This window comes from Peptoclostridium litorale DSM 5388, from assembly GCF_900141635.1.
Taxonomy (GTDB): Bacteria; Bacillota; Clostridia; order Peptostreptococcales; family Peptostreptococcaceae; genus Peptoclostridium; species Peptoclostridium litorale.
The window spans coordinates 250,642-267,222 of the sequence record NZ_FSRH01000004.1 but is presented as its reverse complement, the minus strand read 5'-3'; the positions used below and the strand labels follow the sequence as shown (position 1 = coordinate 267,222).

The window sequence follows — 16,581 nt, the reverse complement described above, 5'->3', positions numbered from 1 at the left end:
GAATAAAAGCATGGCCTTGAAGCTCATCGTGAACGAAGTTGTAAATCGCCTTGGTGTCATATCCTTTGTCAGCTATAAAGTCTGTCTCTTTAAGAGAAAACCATCCATGTACATCTTTTAAAAGTGGAATGGTAACTCCAGAGTCAGTTATGTTTGCAGGCTTTGTAACTTCAAAAATAGGCAGTCCGGAAACAGCATCTACAAGCACGTGATTTTTATAGCCCCAGTAAAACTCATACTTTTTTTCATTGTGTGAATTGCTGGCGGTATGAACACCCAAAGCACAGTCTCTATCCGACTTTGGAAGATTATCTTTTTTGAACTTGTTTTTTGAAAATGACTTTGGGTTATTATGTTTTGTGTTTGCAAACACAGGCGTAGCATCAAGAGATATTGCCTGAGAACAAATCGATGCAGTCAAATATCAACTGGCGTTCAAGCAAGGGGCTCGCCTCCTTCGTTGGTTGTTTTTGGTCGTACTTTAATAATACAACAAAGGTTTGTGAATCCCTTGATTAAATATATTTAAAGATTTAATGGAGTGATAGAAAAAAGTGACGGTTTGAAAACCAGTCATACAAAGGGATAAGAATTATGATTATCCCTAGACTTAAACTATACTAGAGGTGAATAATTTGTTAGATACACATGCAAGAAAATATGTGGATCCCGCCATAAATGCTGCAGCCAGCGGCTTCATATCAGCGGGGTTTTCTCCAAATTCAGTAACAATCCTAGCATTTTTCGTAGGGATATCGTCAAGTATACTGGTTTTTTTCGACCTTCCTCTGCTTGCATGCCTTATGCTGTGGATTTCAGGATATCTTGACGCAGTCGACGGCTCAATGGCCCGAATGCTCAAAAAATCAACGCCCATGGGAGCCCTTTTAGACATGACTTTCGACAGGTTTGTAGAGATAGGAATAATAATGTCTCTTGGAATAAAATTTCCAGACACAAGGCTTATACTGCTGTTTCTTTCGTGTTCAATAATATTTTCAATGTGTGTTTTTCTTACTGTAGGTGCGCTTTCATCACAGATTAAGGAGAGCAAAAAATCTTTTTACTATCAAGCCGGATTAGCCGAACGTACCGAGGGCTTCATACTTTTTTCGCTCATGATACTGTTTCCAAGCCGCGTTGCTTTGATAGCCGCCTTGTTCGCAGTGCTAGTTGTAATAACCGGATTCCAAAGATTAAAAGAGGCGTCAAGGATTTTAAATTAATCCTGACGCCTCTTTCAATCTTTGAAATAATATATCCCGCCTTCTTTGACGGTTATATACACATTTTCTCCCTTGTTCAAATCATTTTGACCATCCAGAGTCGATATCGCCTCAATTCTTCCATTTGCACTGTCTATTCCTATGCTCAAAAAACCCATCCTGTATTTCATGTCAATTACACTGCCTTTGAAGTAAAACCCCTCTTTCGGTGGATCTTCTCCGCCAATAAGTCTTATACTCTCAGGCCTTATCGAAACGGCTCCATTCGAAACTGTTCCCTTTGGCACAGGAAGCTTGCCATCTTCAAATGCTATGAAGCCTTCCTCCACAGTCCCCCTTAGTATGTTATTTATCCCCATGAAATTTGCAACATATTCGTCTCCGGGTCTTTCATACATGTCCCTTGGTGTGCCCGTCTGGACAATTTTGCCCGATCTGACAAGAGCCATGTTGTCAAACAGCATGAACGCCTCGTCCCTGTCATGGGTTACAAACAACACAGTGATGCCGTATTCCCGTTGAAGCTTCAATGTCATCTCCCTCATGTCGTTTCTAAGATTTGGGTCAAGTGCGCTGAAAGGCTCATCCATAAGCAGTATCTTAGGATTTGACGCAAGAGCCCTTGCAATGGCAACCCTTTGCATCTGCCCTCCGCTGAGCTGGCTTGGATACCTGCTTTCATATCCTGAAAGCCCCACCTTTTCAAGCGCTCCAATGCTTATTCTCCTTCTGTCCCTCGCTGAAACCTTTTTCATCTTGAGCCCGAATTCCACATTTTTTATTATATTCATATGGGGAAAAAGCAGAGGCTGCTGGAATACCATCCCTATTCCCCTCCTTTGAGGCGGAATATTTGTGAAATCCTCACCTCCTATGTGTATGCTTCCCTTGTCAATATGTTCAAGCCCCGCTATAGACCTTAAAAGAGTGGTTTTTCCCGAACCTGACTCGCCGACTATACCAAAAAATTCCCCGCTTTTTATATCCATGCTTTCGACATTCAGTGTGAATGATCTGCCTGAGCTCCCGTAAGTTTTTGAAATGTCTCTTAGTTGTATATGATTCAAATTTACCACTTTCCTCACGTTAAAATATTAGGTTCTCTCTATTAATTCTAATATATTTTCCTTATTTCATAATGCCTTTTTATGAAAATATCCATTAAAAATAGCAGAGCCAGCGAAACAGCCGCAAATATTATTGAATATGCCGAGCCTATGGCAGCGTCCCCGCCACTTATGTAGGGAAACATGACTACAGTAAGACTCTTCACAGTTCCTCCGCCTATAAGAAGCACTATTATATACTGGCTCATTGACACGAGCAGCACAATACTCGATCCTGCCACAATCGCCGGCAGAAGCAGCGGAAAAGTCACATGGCAAAACCTCGAAAAAGCGCCCGCACCGAGCATTTTAGCCTGCTCTCCCCAGCTGGGCCCTATGTTTTCATATCCCACAGCAAGTGCCCTTATCATATATGGAAGCGTCGGAAATATGCTGGCGGCAACAACGCCCCATATGTTTTCAGTGAGCCCCATTCTTATGAATGTCTTGTGAAGGCCCATCGTTATGGCAAGCGGAGGCATTATTATAGGCGCCATCAGCAAAGCGCTTGTAACCCTCTTGAATCTGAATCTGTGCCTTCCAAGTGCGTTTGCAGCCGGCAAGGCAAGTATCAAGTCTATAAATATAACCGCAGCGGAAATCTTGACAGTCGTAACTATAGCAAAAATGCTCTCGCTTGAAAAAATATACTTCCATGCCCTGGGGCTGAATTTTTGCGGAATAACATCGGGCCATGACCATCCGCTCGATATGCTTGCCAAAACGAGTACAATGACCGGTATGGCTCCCATGGCTGCAAAAAATATTAGCATTATTCGCACCGATATCTCAATTCCTGTTCTTTTCAAAATAAACACCACTTTCTCTTTTCAAATCCTTTTCATTCCAAAAAAGTATTATTCCCATTATGCAGCTCACCAGTATCATTACCATGCTCATGGCCATTGCAAGCGGCCTTTCTTCAAATGACCCAAACGAGTATATCTGGTATGCATACACCGGCAGAGCCTTTGGGTAGGTGCTCCCCAAAAGATATGGTATTTCAAAGGCGCAGAATATGAATGTGAAAACTATATAGGCAGACACTTTTAAAGTAGGCTTTATAAGAGGAAATACGGCTTCCGCAAAAAATCCCGTCCTCGTAAAGCCGAAAATTCTTCCTGCATCTATCCATCCCGATTCTACTCTGAGTATTATCGGATACAGCATGAGCACTACAAAAGGAGTGGTCTTCCAGACATATGCGATTATAATCCCAATCCCCCATCTGTCATTTATGAGCGCCGGGAAATCCGCCATTTGAGATATGATTCCAAGGCTAAATAATATCCTTGATATCCAGCCGCTTTGCGAAAACATCAAAAACACCACATATCCCGCCACAAGGTAGGGAAACAGCATTGGAAGCTGGAAAAACCTTTGTATTCCGACAGTACTGCCTTCCCCATGACTTCTGACTACGTATATGCAAAATATAATTCCCAAACCGACAAAACTGGCAATAACCGTAGAGATTATTGCCAGCTTGAATGTGAGTGCAAGTGATTTCCAAAAATCTGTCGAACCAAATATCTGACTGTAATATGAAAATTGTATTTTCTCAAACCCATTTGAAAATGAAGTTCCCATGCTTTGAAGAATGCACTCGGCCGTTCCACCTGCAACAATCACCGATAATATAATTGCCGAGGGCATCAAATAAACATATGGCTTAATTCTTTGAAACATTCTCATTCCAGCCCTTTTCTATCCTGTCTACATATTGTGACGGCAGTTCAGGAATCCTGTGATTTTTGAGCACTTCAGGCGAAAGAGTAGCCTCGCCTCTGTCTATAGAGTTTACCTTTTCCCTGTCCTGCTCAGAAAGCCTTTCCACATCTATTGCCAACCCGTCTCCCCAGTTTTCAGGCATGAATTTTTCTATCTGTGCCTGAGGAGAAATCATGTAGTTTACAAGAACCATTGCCGCTTCCTTGTTCTTAGAATTGAAAGGAATTGAAAGGTAGTGCGTATTTGCAAGCGTTCCGCCTTCAAGCACAAAACTTCTTGAGCTTTCCGGGAAAAGTCCCGCCTTTACGTTGTTTGCAGCATGCACAGGATTGTATGACATAGTCATCCACACCTCTCCATTTGAGTACATCTGGTCAAGCTTTGCGCTGCTTTCCGGATATGTAGCTCCCGCTCTCCAAATATACGGCTTTATCTCGTTTAGATAGTCCCATGCCATTTGGCTTTTTTGAGAAAACTGTGCATCATCCATTCCTTCCATATACTGCTCATATCCCCCTGTGATATCTATAAGAGTCTGTCTTATAAAAGCGCTTCCTGTAAAATCCGGAGGTGCAGGGTATGTGAATTTCCCTGGATTTTGAGCAATCCATTCCTTGAGCTCACTTAAATTCTTCGGCGGATTTTCAATTTTTGCAGAGTCATAAACAAATACAAATTGCGATTTCCCCCAAGGAGATTCAAGCCCTTCGACTTTTTCCCCAAAATCATATACTATGTCGCTTGCGGCCTTATCCACATATTCATTGTAGTTTGGAAGCCTGTCTGCAAATGACCCCATCAAAAGGCCGTTATCCTTGCATATCTTGAAATTCTCGCCGTTTATCCACATTACATCTATGCTTCCGTCTTCCTTGCCGACCTCTTTTTCAGTTAGAAGCTTGTTGACCATTTCCATTGCATCACTTATTGGAACCCTGTTTATAGTAACGTCATAAAGTTCTTTCAGCCTCGGCGTCACGGTGTTATCGACATATGAGTTTATGGTCTCGCTTCCTCCCCACATATAAAGATTCACAGTCTTGCCCTTCGCCGAAGACTCTATATCGCTCCAGCCCATATCCTGAACAGTCTCTTGCGTCTCCTTCTCAGCCTCTTTGGCCTTTTTGCCAGCGCATCCTGAAAAGACAGACACTACAAATAAAATAGAAATCAGCACAGCTATTATCTTCTTCATAAATTCCCCCTTAAAAAATGTACTCGCAACATAACTCCTGACACTAATGCATTAGTGTCAGGAGTTATGTTTTGCAACCTATGAATATTTTATCATATTTTATCATCTCTTCAATGCCAGTTACACATGCAAGCACCCTTCATCAATTTCTTCTATAGTTTAATATGGTTCGATTATTTTTTTCTATGGATCATTTCTTTATTTCACTTAGCATGTGATTCGCAAAATCCGCGGCCTTTTCCTTTATTCCCTTTATGCTTTTTATGCTACCCGGATCGTTTGCAAGTTCCATTATCGCAAACTTCGAGGGCAGCCTGAAGCCCTTGTTTATGTTCAACGCGCCTATAAGCTGCCTGGCCACTGAATCACTTCCCGAGTTTCCAGATACTATGACTGCAAATACGGTCTTGTCATAAAACATCATCTTCCTGTAAAGCGCAGTAAGCCTGTTTATGAGAGCCATTAGATTTGCAGATATGGAGTCATTATAGTTTGGACATATGAATACAATGCAGTCGCTCTCCTCCACAGCCGGGAAGACTTCATCCACTACAAGCCCTCCGTAAAAGCAGCTTGTCTGCTCGCCGTAGTGCTTGCACATTTTGAACGAGCAACCCCTGCAATCCTTCATGTCTGAATTTTCAATGTGTATCTGATTTACCTCGCAGTCATGCTTTAAAATTTCTTCTTCTATATAGTTCCACAGCATAAGTGTGTTTGAAGTCTTTCTCGAACTCGCGTGAAGCACTGTCATCTTTGGACTTTTTACTTTCGAAAGCTCATTTTTAAAGAAACGCCTGCTCGCCCCCTGGCTGAGCAAGAGATTTATGTCGTGTAGGCTCTTGTCTGGATACACCTTTTTCCATGTCATGAGATTCTTGTATCCGCTTATTATCTCAAGTCCCGGGTGTCCCATGAACGAACAGCCCATGAGGTTTGCCGTAAATACGATGTGATTCATTGCACTTTTAGTGTAAAGCTCGCTGTTGCTGTGGATTAGTACCGCCCCCATGGCCCCTTCCATGGAGTCATCCCCTCTTTTTCTCAGTTCCAAAAGCACATCTAGTATAAACCGGTCAACGCCTATTCCGTCCAACTGGGCTGCAAATACAACCTTTTTGTTTTTAAGGTCATGAATGTCGTCTCTTGATTCTATAATCACCTTTTCATTGCCTTTGCAAAATTCATCCACCATGTCACTTAGTTCTTCAGAAGATTCCTTTGATTTTACAACGTAAACATTCACAGCATCACCCCCTAAGCAAAATCTCTATTTCCGCTATTTTTATAATATTGATTTTACACGCTCATAAGTCTCATTTATGCGATCGAAAAGTCTCTCATCCATAACTAGTCTTTCAAGTTCTGTCCCCGCTTGTGTAAGCCTGTTTTTCACGCCCATGAAAGCGCCTCCTATGAATGTCGAGCTGTAGTGCCAGTCCCCCCTGATCGTAGAAAGTATCGAAAGCGCTCCGGATGAAAGCGCAGGAGCTATGTACGGCTTATATCCGCTTTTTCTAACCTCTATATTTGCATTTTTAGCCTTTTCAGTGAGCATTTTCGAAGCCTCGTCATCATAACTTGCTATGCTGTTTGCTATCACAAGGCCTTCTCCATGGGGCCCGTAGGCTCTTCCCTGGCTCCTATAGTCCTTTGTCCTCTCGTCGTCCTTAGAATAGTAAAGAGCCCTTGCATTCATCACTCCAAGCCCGTAGCCACTTATCTGCTCAGGTGACAGCCCTCTGTAGTCAATCTCTCCATTTTCATTTGAATTGCTCGATATAAACAGAGCTTTGCAAAGAGGGTCAACCGGGTCTGAAACCACTGCGAACATTCCCCTGTATCCTTTTTCACGGGCCATTTTGCCGTACTGGGATATTATCTTTGAATTGGCCTTGAGCTGCACCATCCTCACATCTTCAACCTCCTCCCCCACTGGAGGGACTGCGACTGAAATACAAAACACAAGCATGTCGCAGTCAAAAAGCTCGCCTTCAGATATGGTCCTCACATCTGGGTATTCGTGAAAGTCAAACGGGGAATAAATCTGTCCGGCCTCCATGAGCCACCTTTGCTGCCTGTCTTCATCTCTGTCGTATATTCCTATTTGGCTTATGCAGTCTCCTCCAAGCAGCCTTAGACCGGTAAGAAGAGTGCCTCCAACGTCTCCCAGCCCTGTAACATTGACCCTCCATTTTTCGGGATGCCTCTTTCCCAGAGCCTGTTTCCACAGAGGATAGTCTATATTTACATACATGAGCCTTCTTTCATTTATAAACGTTTCAAAAAGCCCTTCATATCCGCCTCCCCTGTGGCTCTTTAAAAGCTCTATCCCCTCGCTTTTTATGTCCATTAGCGAAGGGTCTGATATGCAAAAGCTTCTTCTTGAACTGCCCTTTTCCATTCTGCCCGCATAGTAAATCATGTCCTGGCTGTTTATGAGGTCCTCATCTGCCTTTATCTTTGGAACTCCTTCGATTTCAAGTGGCGTAGCAACTATATTTCCCTCAACGTCGTAAAAATTCATATTCCCACCGCCCTTATCTTTTTGTCTTTTTCTTAAAGCCGCCTTCAATTCTCTTAAGATGCTTTATGTGACTTTCCACGTATGATGATGGATTTATGTTAAGGTCATAGCTTATATCCGTTCCCATCTCAGGAGACCTTGGATAAAGGAATACCTCTCCAAGCAGTCCAAGCGTAAGGTTTCTCTCATTTACGTTCTCATACTCGTTTTCAAGTGCCTTGAGTATCTCAAGCGAGTTTTCAAGGCATGTCATTGAAAGTTCATATATGCTCTCTTCCGACGCCCCCCTTATGAACTGGGGGTATGCATATGGAAGTATCATGTTTAGAGAAGGTATTATATTGCTCTTTGGACTGTACTCCCTCCAAAGGGCGTCTCCGCCTATGAAAGGATACAGGAGCTGTTCTGTGAACCAGAGCCTTAGATTCGGTATGAAATACGCGCTGTCCACGGGCCTTCCCTGTATGTCCATGAGCTCTTTTCCTCTTCCAGAGAGCATTCCCACTATTATCTTTTTGACCTCTACGCCGTCTTCCTTAAGCAGCGGATCAAGCGCCCTTATCCTGTATCCCTTGTTTAATATGTCGTCTATCAGTATTACAGGCCTTTTAAATGAATTTATCATTTTTATCTGGTTTTCAAGGTCCAGATAATGCGCAGACTGCTCTATTCTGAAAGAAGACATATCCCTTTCAAATATCTTTTCAGTGTGGAGAGCCTTTGTGACCGTGTTTGGTATTATGAGCCTGTTTAGTATGTTTCCAAACGGAACACACATTGAATCCCCAAGTCTTCTAGGCTGAAGCTGTGTTGTTGGAACTCCGTTTTCGCGGCATATCTTTTTCATGAGCTTCTCGTCGAGTATTCGCCTGTCAATGGAAAGCACAAGCTCGCCTGGATAAAGCCTTGTAAGAGCCCTTTGCAGGTTCTTCCTCGCTTTTTTTATCTTCTGCATTACAGCCGGGCTGTCTTTGAAAGGCGCTTTTATTATACTGCTAATGTCCAGATACAACGAGCAAGGCCTGTTCATGTTTACTGCAAACACCCCTCTTTGCTCCAGAGAGCATTCAAGTCTTTCAAAACCTTGGAGCTCAAGGGTTTCATAAAGCTGCTCATCCTGCTCATGGTCTATATTGTTCACATATACGCAGTATCCATAGTCCTTGGCTATGCAGTAGGCCAGGGTTTCCGTGAGTATCATCTGGTTGAGATTGTCTATTCCCGAATCCCTGTCTATGAATATGCCGTTTATCAGTATTATCCTTCCAAAATAGCTCTCCCTGAGGCACTCTGATATCTTGGTGTCTTTGAACTCGTTGTATATCTGTCTTGATTCGAGCCAGTTGAAAGCCGAGTAGCCTATTATCTTGTTGTTTCTTTCAGAATCCTTTACAATCAGTATTCTTGCCAGGGGCTTTTCTGAAAATCTTTGCAGCCTCTCAAGCGCGCTGTTGTAATCTTCATAGTGAAAATCAAGTGCGAGCTTTTCTATGAGCGAATCCCTTATGTCAGCCACTATGTCTATGTCAAATACAAGCTTTTGTATCATCGACTTGTTCGAAGGCTCTTTCCTGTAAAGTCCGTTCTCGTATATATATCTTTGGACCATGGGATCTACAAGTTTTGATATGTCCCTGTTCTCGTCTATGCAGTTCCTGATCCTTGTCGAGCTCACATCCTCGTATCTCGGCGGCAGGTTAAGCCTTATTGTATGCGCCTTTATGTTCTCCAGTGCCTTTTCAAGCACATTTGTAGTGTCGTTTGACTCGAACATTCCCCTTCTTTCAAATACCACATGAGGGAATGTCTGTATGGAATGCTCGCTTATTTCGCTTCTGTACGCCGATGCGTTGAGTACGACATCGCTTCCCACGACTACATATACATTTGAGCTTTTGAAGTTTTCCCTCAGCACTTTGAGATCCTGGGAATTCGCCAGGTTGACCGGAAAGTCTTCAGGATATATATACATGTTCAGCTCGTCCGCAATGGACATGTTTATTATGTTTCTTCTTATCCCGTTTGGCTGGGTGCTCTTTGACCATGAAAATTCATCTACGGCCAGGTATACCTCGAATCCCTTTCTCCTTATGGCCCTTGTTATCTCCCTGTGTCCAAGCGAGAACGGGTCGAACGCTCCAGGGAAAAATGCCACTTTTTTAGGAGCCTTTACCTTTATCTCCCCATTGAAGAACGTGTAGTCCGATATGAACCTGTATATATTGTTTAGCACTGCGGAGTTGTTCAGGAATGTCAGCTCCTCCTGCTTCTCACCGCCTATCAGCGTAAGTATCTTTTTGGCTATGAGCGAGAATATATGGGTTTTGTACTCCGGGTCTATGTCGCTGCATCCGAATATCTCGCTTCCTATTACGCTGAATGCCATCTGCTTGACCTGGTTGTCATTATGAGCAAGCCCGCTCAGGAGTATTCCAAGCATGTTTACAAGCCTTTTTTCATAAAGCCCTCCGTCTACGTCCCGGCTTCTGTATTTCGAATAGTTTGCAATTGATATTCCTATTGTGCTAAGAAGCAGCGAGTTCACCTTGGCTCCAGATTTTTTCATCTTGTCCCTAAGATCTTCCACAATTGCATCCATATTCTCCGGTGAGAGCAGAAGAAGTATTTGACCCAGATAGTTTGGTATGTGTTTTGTAAACTGGTACTCCTCTATCTCCAAAGACCGGAAAAGCTCTATAGCAACGTCATTTCCCTGCTCTTTCGGCAGGCTGGGAAACATCTTTATAAGCGCCTCCCCCGATTTCAGTCTTGTCCTTTCATTGGGGCTCACTTTTAGAATGTTGCAAAAATGAATTGCCGTGTAAAGCCCGTAACTTGCCATATTCCCCAAAGAATTCGAAAGGAGTATCTCTATGTTCCTCCTTTTCACAACCCAGCTCGTGGTATTTTTGAAATTGCTCAGGAAAAGCTCTGATAGCTCTGTCTGGTTTAGTTCCTCATTCGGAGAAACCTTCTGGCCTGTTATCTCAGCACTTACTCTCGACGCGGTCCACACTTCATACCTGTCTTTGCTTGATTTCTTGCCTTCTTCAAGAACTCCCATTATATCTTTTGCATCATCTGATTCGCCGCCTATTCTCTCGATTACATCTTTTACGACTTCATACGACAAATTCCTAAGGCTCTCGTCGTCGCTTTTCACGGCATGCTTCATGTAGTCTATGAAAACTCGGCTTTCATCCATGTCTCCTTCAAACGGTATGTACTTGAGGCTTTTAAGCAGGTACAGCTTGAGGCTGGCATCGCTGCGCTCGTCAATCTCCCTGTAGTGCTTCGAAAGCACAGACACATATTTGAGCCTGTTTTTCCCCTTAGCATAATTAAATAGAGACTCTATCATTATGCTAAGGGCTTCACCTATCCAGATCTGGTGTATCCTTATTATATTGTGATCCGGGTGTATGAACAGCTCCAGGAATCTTTCCAGCACCTCGAAGCTCGTCATCTCTGGAGCTTCAAGTTCGACATCCGCGGGCACTTCCTTCCTGTACTCCTCGTCGAAATTGGCTATTAGCTTTCCTATTATCTCGCTACACCTTCTCCTTATGTCGTCTTCATTGTGCACAAGCTTTTCATACAAGAACCTCGTGGTTATGTATTTTTGCCTTTGAGTCAGGTATGTTGAATACTCCTCGAATATCTCAAGGTATTTTCTGAGGTTGTTCCAGTCCCTTTCGCTTCTTGCCATTTCAATTATCTGGTTTAGAGACAGTTCATTTCTAAGCCTGGACATGAGGCTTATGTTGTGGTTGACTGCAAGGTATTTGAAGTTCTCGACGATTTCGCCGCCGGACATGAACGGATAGTATTTCTTTGCAGGCTCCAAATACCCCAGTTCAGCTCTTTCCGGATCTACATTTATGCCTATGTCAATCATGTAATCCTCAAAATCCTTTATCTTGTTGTAAACCCTTATATACCTTTTCCTCTTTGAATCGTCCACATTGTCAAGCTTGTTCAGTATTACATCGAATGACTCCTTTAGCGGATATATGTGCATATGTCCGCCATCGTTGTTTTTCACCCTGAAATCCGAATAAATCAGTATCAGAGCCTCAAGCGAAAGATTTTCAAGTTCAAGGTCCCAAACCGAATGGTTGAGCGCAACATTCCCTATGTACATTATGTCGTGTTTTTTAAACCACTGGTCTGTATAGTAGTAGTGAAGATACGGAACCCTTCTGAGCTCAGGTTTTTTGCAACCGTATTTTCCTATATCATGTCCAAGCCCCGATCCAGAAACCCTTCCAAGGTCAACTGGAACATTCGCCTTTTTAAACTGCCTTCCTATGAAAAGGGAAAGAAAGTGAACTCCGCATATATGGTCGAGATTGTTGTATTCCGTTATCTCCTGGTTGAGCTTCATAAGCTCGTACACATACTCCCTCTCAAAAGCCCTTGCAAGCCTTTCGTACTCACCAAAGTCCTCAAGCTCTTCTATTTCGTCCTTGCTTAAAAAAGTCATAGGATACTTGCTTTGCCATGTTGCATCACAGGACTCCTTTTGAGCCTTGTTTATAATCCTGAAAATTTCCAAATAAAGCGCGCAGGCGCTTTGAAAATTACTTTTCAGTTCAATCTCCACCGACTTTGGAAATGACTTCTCCAGTGTGAACTGGTATATGTACTCCAGCCAATTTTCTGGTTTTTTACCCCTTGCCACAAGATTTATGACTTCCTCAAACACCTGAAGTGTTTTGCCTGCGCTGAAGTCATTCTTTCCAATGACCTCAGCCACTCCCTCTTCAATTTTCACGCTTGAAAAATAGTCATTTATTATCCTCTCGCTTACCTTAAACTCCTCATCGCTTACTCCTTTTAGCACATACTCCTTTAAAAAACCCGAGTCCAAGAATTTTACCCGCATGCTTTTTGCGATTTTTTCTGACAGTCTCCTTTTCATAGAGCATCCTCCAGTCTTACTTTTTTATGTAATTTAGCCATTTCCTTAGATAATATGACAAGGGCGGCTGATTATAAAACCCAAATTTTCATCAAACAGTTATTTTATACCCAATTTAAGTATACAGCAAAAGCTGCATGCGTAAATGGCATGCAGCTTTTTATTTGCGTTAAACTATAGAATTGTCAGTAATGGAGTTTAGTAATTAAGTTAGGCTGATAGGTTTAGCTTTCAACCCTCAGTATGCTCTCAACCCTTATAACTGCATCTGTATTTTTTATCTCCTCTATTGCATCGTCAAGGTCTTTTCTAGGTGTGTCGTAAGTTATGAATATAAGCGGAACCGTCTTTTCTCCCCTTGACCTTTGTATTACAGACTTAAGGCTTACATTATGCTTTCCAAAAGCCGATGTTATCTTTCCAAGAACTCCAGGCTTGTCTTCAACATGAAGATGCACATAATAAGGGCTTACTCCCTCTCCTATCAGGTTCAGGTCTCCGCCGTTATGCACAAGCGGCGCACCGGGCTTGTAGTTGGTGCCTATTATCTTTGCTATTTCAAGCATGTCTCCAAGGACTGCGCTTCCAGTAGGCGTCGAACCCGCTCCCTTTCCATGAAGCAGCAGCTCTCCAACCGCATTTCCCTTTATGAACACCGCATTGAACTCATTTTTTATAGAAGCCAGCGGATGGTCTATAGGAAGGAACGACGGCTGAACGTGAAATTCAAGGTCATCCCCCTTTTTCTTCGCCGCAGCCACAAGCTTTACCTTGTATCCAAGCTGATTTGCAAATTCTATGTCCTTTGAGGATATCTTTGTTATTCCCTCTCTTGGTATCTTGTGAGGCGGAACCTTTATGCCAAAGGCTACCGACATCAGTATCGAAAGCTTGAATGCAACGTCTTCCCCTTCTATATCCGACGTAGGGTCTGCCTCTGCAAATCCGCTGTCCTGCGCAAGCTTTACGGCATCGTCAAAATCCATTCCCTGCTCGTCCATTTGAGTAAGTATGAAGTTTGTAGTTCCATTTATTACTCCAAGTATCTCGTCAACATTGTTTGCGGCAAGGCTTTGAGTAAGCGTGTTTATTATAGGTATTCCTCCGCCAACGCTTGCCTCGTACCTGATTTGAACTCCGTTTTCTACCGCCAGCTTGTATATCTCGTCTCCATGAGTCGCTATAAGGGCCTTGTTAGCAGTGACTATGTGCTTTTTGTTTTCTATGGCAATCTTCATGTATTCGTATGCCTTGCCTATTCCGCCCATGAGCTCTACAACCATGTCTATCTCAGGATCATTAACTATGTCATTTATGTCCTTTGTAAGCATCTCCTTAGGGGCGTTTGCTCCCCTCGCCTTTTCTATATCCCTTACGAGTATCTTCTTTATCTCTATTCTCTTTTGTATGTGTGATTCTATCTTTTCCTTGTTGTCCTGAAGTATGTTGAAAACTCCAGATCCCACTACTCCAAATCCTAAAAGCGCAACCTTTATACTCTCCATATACTATGCTCTCCCCTTCTATAGTTTACTTTATATATGTTATTAGTTAAGCTGGAATTTCTCGTGAAGCTTATCCATTCCCTTTTCAGCACCTTCACGGTCTATTATGCATGAAATCTTTATCGACGAAGTGCTTATCATCTGTATGTTCACGCCAAGCTCGTACAGCGTCTCGAAGAACTTTGAAGTCACCTCTGTATTCCCCGCTATCCCAGTTCCTACTATAGAAAGCTTTGCAACCGAATCGTCATAAGTTATCTTTTCAGCTCCTATGCTTTCAAGCAGCATGTCCGATATTTTCAGAAAGTCTGCAAGGTCGTCCTTTTTAACAGTGAACGATATGTCATTTATGGACTCCCTGTTTACGTTTTGGATTATCATATCTACATTTATATTGTTCATTGAGAGGATTGAAAACAGTTTGAATGCTATTCCCGGCCTGTCAGGCACACCAAGCACTGAAACCTTTGCTATGTCGTCGTCAAGAGATATTCCCCTTACAACAACCTTTTCGATCTGATCTATATTAACAATCTCTGTTCCTTCATTGTCATTAAAACTTGATCTTACAACAAGGGGTACATTAAATTTTCTCGCAAGCTCTACAGACCTTGGGTGGAGAACTCCTGCTCCAAGATTTGCAAGCTCGAGCATCTCATCATATGATATCCTCTTCATGAGACTTGCCTCCTTAACCTTTCTCGGGTCTGCCGTATAGACCCCGTCTACGTCCGTATATATTTCACACTTTGCAGCTCCTATTGCCGCCGCTATTGCAACGGCAGTGGTGTCCGAACCGCCTCTTCCAAGTGTCGTTATGTCCTGATTTTCATTTATCCCCTGGAAACCTGCAACTATTACGATTTTTCCATCCCCCAGCTCCTTTTGAAGCCTCTTTGTGTCTATGTTGTTTATTCTGGCCTTTTTGTGGCTTGAATCCGTCTTTATTCCGCACTGCGCACCTGTAAGCGAGATCACAGGATGTCCAAGGGACTGTATCGCCATAGCCAAAAGGGCTATCGAAACCTGCTCGCCAGTTGCAAGCAGCATGTCCATTTCCCTGCTTGAAGGGTTTTGTGAAATTTCAAAAGCCTTTTCCACAAGCACATCAGTAGTTTTTCCCATTGCCGATACCGTAACTATTACGTCGTAACCTTTGTTCTTTGTATCCACAATTCTTCTTGCAACATTCTTTATCTTATCTATATCCCCTACAGAAGTTCCCCCGAACTTTTGAACTATTATCTCTTTCATGATAACCTCCATTAAAGTCAATTTATTGTAGTAAGGACTGTCTGGGACTTTTCCCAGATCCCAGTCTCATTTTTTGTGTTTTGTCCAGATACACTTGTTTTTTTCATAAATACATTCTATCATAAATTACACTTTTGTAAAGGTTAAATTCATAAAAAACGTCAAAATTATATTCGGGGGGCGGCAATCGCCCTGATTATTACAGTTCATAGGGCGTCTGCTGGTATACATAGTAGTTGAGCCAGTTGTTGAAAATCAGGTTTGCATGAGATCTCCACGTCACTACAGGAGGAAGCGACGGATCGTCATTTTCGAAGTAGTTCACAGGCACATCTATAGAAAGACCCTTTTGTATGTCCCTGTCATACTCTCCCTTAAGCGTCAGAGGATCGTATTCAGAGTGCCCCGTTACAAACACCTGCTTTCCTCCAGGCGTTTCAACCATGTGCACTCCCGCCTCCTTTGAAAACGATATTATGTTGAGCTCCTTGACTTTTTCTATGTCCTCCCTTTTGACATCAGTATGCCTTGAATGAGGCACATAAAACACATCGTCTACACCCCTTAATAGCCTGCTTGTCCTGTCCAGCGGCGTATGGGCGAATACTCCGAATTTCTTTTCCGGAAGCTGATATTTTGATATTCCGTAGTGGTGATAAAGCCCCGCCTGGGCCCCCCAGCATATGTGGAGTGTCGATGTGACGTTGCTCACAGAATAGTCCATTATCCTCTTCAATTCTTCCCAGTATTCCACCTGTTCAAACTCAATATGTTCAACTGGCGCCCCGGTTATTATCATTCCGTCGAACTTCTTGTCCTTTATCTGGTCGAATGTGTGGTAGAACTCATTCAAATGCTCCCTTGAAATGTTTTTGGATTCATAGCTGCTGGTGTTAAGGAATGTCACCTCCACCTGAAGGGGCGTGTTTCCAAGCAGCCTCACAAGCTGGGTCTCAGTCTCTATCTTTGTGGGCATAAGGTTTACAATGAGTATTTTAAGGGCCCTTATATCCTGTGTAAGGGCCTTTTTCTCGGTCATAACGAATACATTTTCACCTTCCAGCACTTTTTTTGCCGGAAGTCTTTCTGGAAGTATTATCGGCACGCTTTCTC

The 16,581-nt window shown here is 42.9% G+C and carries 12 protein-coding genes; 1 reads left to right on the top strand and 11 read right to left on the bottom strand.

From position 1 onward, the window contains the following. Window positions 1–421: transposase (locus tag BUQ87_RS05745; RefSeq protein ID WP_143182408.1), on the bottom strand; the 421-nt coding region annotated here is incomplete at its 3' end. A gap of 214 nt (window positions 422–635) precedes the next feature. On the opposite strand from BUQ87_RS05745, the gene BUQ87_RS05740 reads away from it, so the two are divergent. Further along, on the top strand, window positions 636–1,226 hold the full coding sequence (locus BUQ87_RS05740) for a CDP-alcohol phosphatidyltransferase family protein (RefSeq protein WP_038263624.1): 591 nt from the start codon (window positions 636–638) through the stop codon (window positions 1,224–1,226). A gap of 14 nt (window positions 1,227–1,240) precedes the next feature. On the opposite strand, the gene BUQ87_RS05735 is transcribed toward BUQ87_RS05740, so the two are convergent. The 10 genes from BUQ87_RS05735 to metA form a co-directional block, all read right to left on the bottom strand. Continuing rightward, window positions 1,241–2,293 (bottom strand): ABC transporter ATP-binding protein, encoded by a 1,053-nt coding sequence (locus BUQ87_RS05735; protein ID WP_052636021.1) that lies wholly within the window; start codon window positions 2,291–2,293, stop codon window positions 1,241–1,243. 47 nt (window positions 2,294–2,340) lie between these two features. Then, the gene (locus BUQ87_RS05730) at window positions 2,341–3,141 is read right to left on the bottom strand and encodes an ABC transporter permease (RefSeq protein WP_038263618.1); all 801 of its coding nucleotides are present in this window, start codon (window positions 3,139–3,141) and stop codon (window positions 2,341–2,343) included. Next, window positions 3,122–4,021, bottom strand: a complete 900-nt coding sequence (locus BUQ87_RS05725) for an ABC transporter permease (RefSeq protein ID WP_161694547.1) — start codon at window positions 4,019–4,021, stop codon at window positions 3,122–3,124. Before BUQ87_RS05725 ends, BUQ87_RS05730 begins: the two co-directional genes overlap by 20 nt. After that, entirely contained in the window at window positions 4,005–5,258 is a 1,254-nt protein-coding gene (locus tag BUQ87_RS05720) for an ABC transporter substrate-binding protein (RefSeq protein WP_038263614.1), read from the bottom strand. Before BUQ87_RS05720 ends, BUQ87_RS05725 begins: the two co-directional genes overlap by 17 nt. A gap of 190 nt (window positions 5,259–5,448) precedes the next feature. After that, window positions 5,449–6,504 (bottom strand): flavodoxin family protein, encoded by a 1,056-nt coding sequence (locus BUQ87_RS05715; RefSeq protein ID WP_038263612.1) that lies wholly within the window; start codon window positions 6,502–6,504, stop codon window positions 5,449–5,451. Window positions 6,505–6,543: 39 nt separating this feature from the next. Continuing rightward, window positions 6,544–7,785, bottom strand: coding sequence for a Rossmann-fold NAD(P)-binding domain-containing protein (locus BUQ87_RS05710; RefSeq protein ID WP_038263610.1), 1,242 nt, complete (start codon window positions 7,783–7,785; stop codon window positions 6,544–6,546). A 13-nt stretch (window positions 7,786–7,798) separates the two neighbouring features. Further along, complete coding sequence (locus tag BUQ87_RS05705) at window positions 7,799–12,709, bottom strand: nucleotidyl transferase family protein (RefSeq protein ID WP_052636020.1); 4,911 nt, start codon at window positions 12,707–12,709, stop codon at window positions 7,799–7,801. Window positions 12,710–12,933: 224 nt separating this feature from the next. Beyond that, a complete protein-coding gene (locus BUQ87_RS05700) occupies window positions 12,934–14,214 on the bottom strand; it encodes a homoserine dehydrogenase (RefSeq protein WP_038263607.1) in 1,281 nt (426 codons plus the stop codon). Window positions 14,215–14,256: 42 nt separating this feature from the next. Then, window positions 14,257–15,468, bottom strand: a complete 1,212-nt coding sequence (locus BUQ87_RS05695; protein WP_038263603.1) for an aspartate kinase — start codon at window positions 15,466–15,468, stop codon at window positions 14,257–14,259. Window positions 15,469–15,667: 199 nt separating this feature from the next. Further along, a complete protein-coding gene (gene metA / locus BUQ87_RS05690; protein ID WP_038263599.1) occupies window positions 15,668–16,573 on the bottom strand; it encodes a homoserine O-acetyltransferase MetA in 906 nt (301 codons plus the stop codon). Window positions 16,574–16,581: the final 8 nt, after the last annotated feature.